3 protein-coding genes are annotated in these 1,090 nt (G+C 61.7%); 1 reads left to right on the forward strand and 2 read right to left on the reverse strand.

Going from position 1 to position 1,090, the window contains the following annotated elements:
* Both AC3WQR_RS31540 and AC3WQR_RS31545 read right to left on the reverse strand, forming a co-directional pair.
* On the reverse strand, positions 1–182 hold a 182-nt coding region (locus AC3WQR_RS31540), incomplete at its 3' end, for a DUF2827 family protein (protein ID WP_492745976.1).
* Positions 179–619 carry a DUF4019 domain-containing protein gene (locus AC3WQR_RS31545; RefSeq protein ID WP_492745978.1) on the reverse strand — a complete coding sequence of 147 codons (441 nt, stop codon included), beginning with the start codon at positions 617–619 and terminating at the stop codon, positions 179–181. The genes AC3WQR_RS31545 and AC3WQR_RS31540, both read right to left, overlap by 4 nt.
* 319 nt (positions 620–938) lie before the next feature.
* Here AC3WQR_RS31545 and AC3WQR_RS31550 point away from each other — a divergent pair.
* Positions 939–1,090: ESPR domain-containing protein (locus AC3WQR_RS31550; protein WP_492745980.1), on the forward strand; the 152-nt coding region annotated here is incomplete at its 3' end.

Consider the following 1,090-nt stretch of genomic DNA (forward strand, 5'->3'; position numbering starts at 1 on the left):
GGGGTGATGGGGGTGGCGGTGGTGTTGACCAGCACCACCGAGGCGACGCTCGGGCAGTGCTTCAGCGCCTCTGCCAGGAACACGGCGTTCTGCTTGATGCCGTTGTTCCAGAGGGTCTCGGCCTCGTGGTGGAGGCCGATCGTGATGCCGATGCGCAGGCCGGCACCCGAGGCGGTGGTCATTGGTTTTCGCGGGGGACGTAGCCCGTCAGGCGCCAGCCTTGGGGTTCGAGGCGGAAGCTGACTTTTTCGAAGACGGTCTTGTTGTTCTCGAGGCGGGTGGAGAAGTCGACGTTGGCATACAGGCCGGCGGGAATGCCAGTGCTGTCGTCCGGATAGCGGATTCGCGTGATGCCAGCCCAGTCACGCCGGGCCACGACGCCGACGGTCTGACGTGCGCGTTGCGTATTGGCAACAAAGTCGGCCCGAGGGAATCGGGTCTTGATGAAGGCCGAGGCGCCATCCCAGATCTCTCCAGCGCGGCCTTCGTCGATCTGCTTGAGGCTGGCGAGGCCCGCCTGGACGAGTTCGTCGGCGGAGCTGCCGTCCTGCGCCAGGGCGCAGGAACTGGCTACGGCCAGCGTGCATGCGGCCAGGAAATGGAGGGAAAACGGCTTCATTCGAAGAACCTTTGTGAAGAAAACCGCTGTAACAAACAGCGGTCGCGATTCTAGGCGGGGCGTTTGAACCAGCGTTTCACGCCACATCCGACCCGAACCAAATTTGTCGCCAATCGTGAAAGTTTGTGAACTAAATCATCATTTCACGGTTTCCAGTAGACCGAAATGGCTGCAAATGTAAACGGCTGCGTACATTACCGCGTCCATTGTGAACGTCAGGGTAACTACGACCCTGGCTGGGGCAACGAGCCGCGGGCGGTCGTTGCCTTCCTCCGCCGTTGATACCGCGCCCGCCCTCTGTGAACCGAGCTCGAAGAATATGAACAAGTCTTACCGAAGTATCTGGAATGAAGCCCTGGGGGCCTGGGTTGCGGCGTCTGAAATCACTTCGGCGCGGGGGAAGAAGAGCAAGTCGCGTGTGGCGACGGTGGCTGCTTTGGTGGTGGCGGGAGCTGCGGCGGGGTATGGGGG

Source organism: Variovorax sp. FW305-3-2-15-B-LB1, from assembly GCF_058787635.1.

Bases quoted from the DNA above. Each gene is read 5' to 3' on its own strand.
- AC3WQR_RS31545 (WP_492745978.1), bottom strand. From the start codon at position 619: ATGAAGCCGTTTTCCCTCCATTTCCTGGCCGCATGCACGCTGGCCGTA.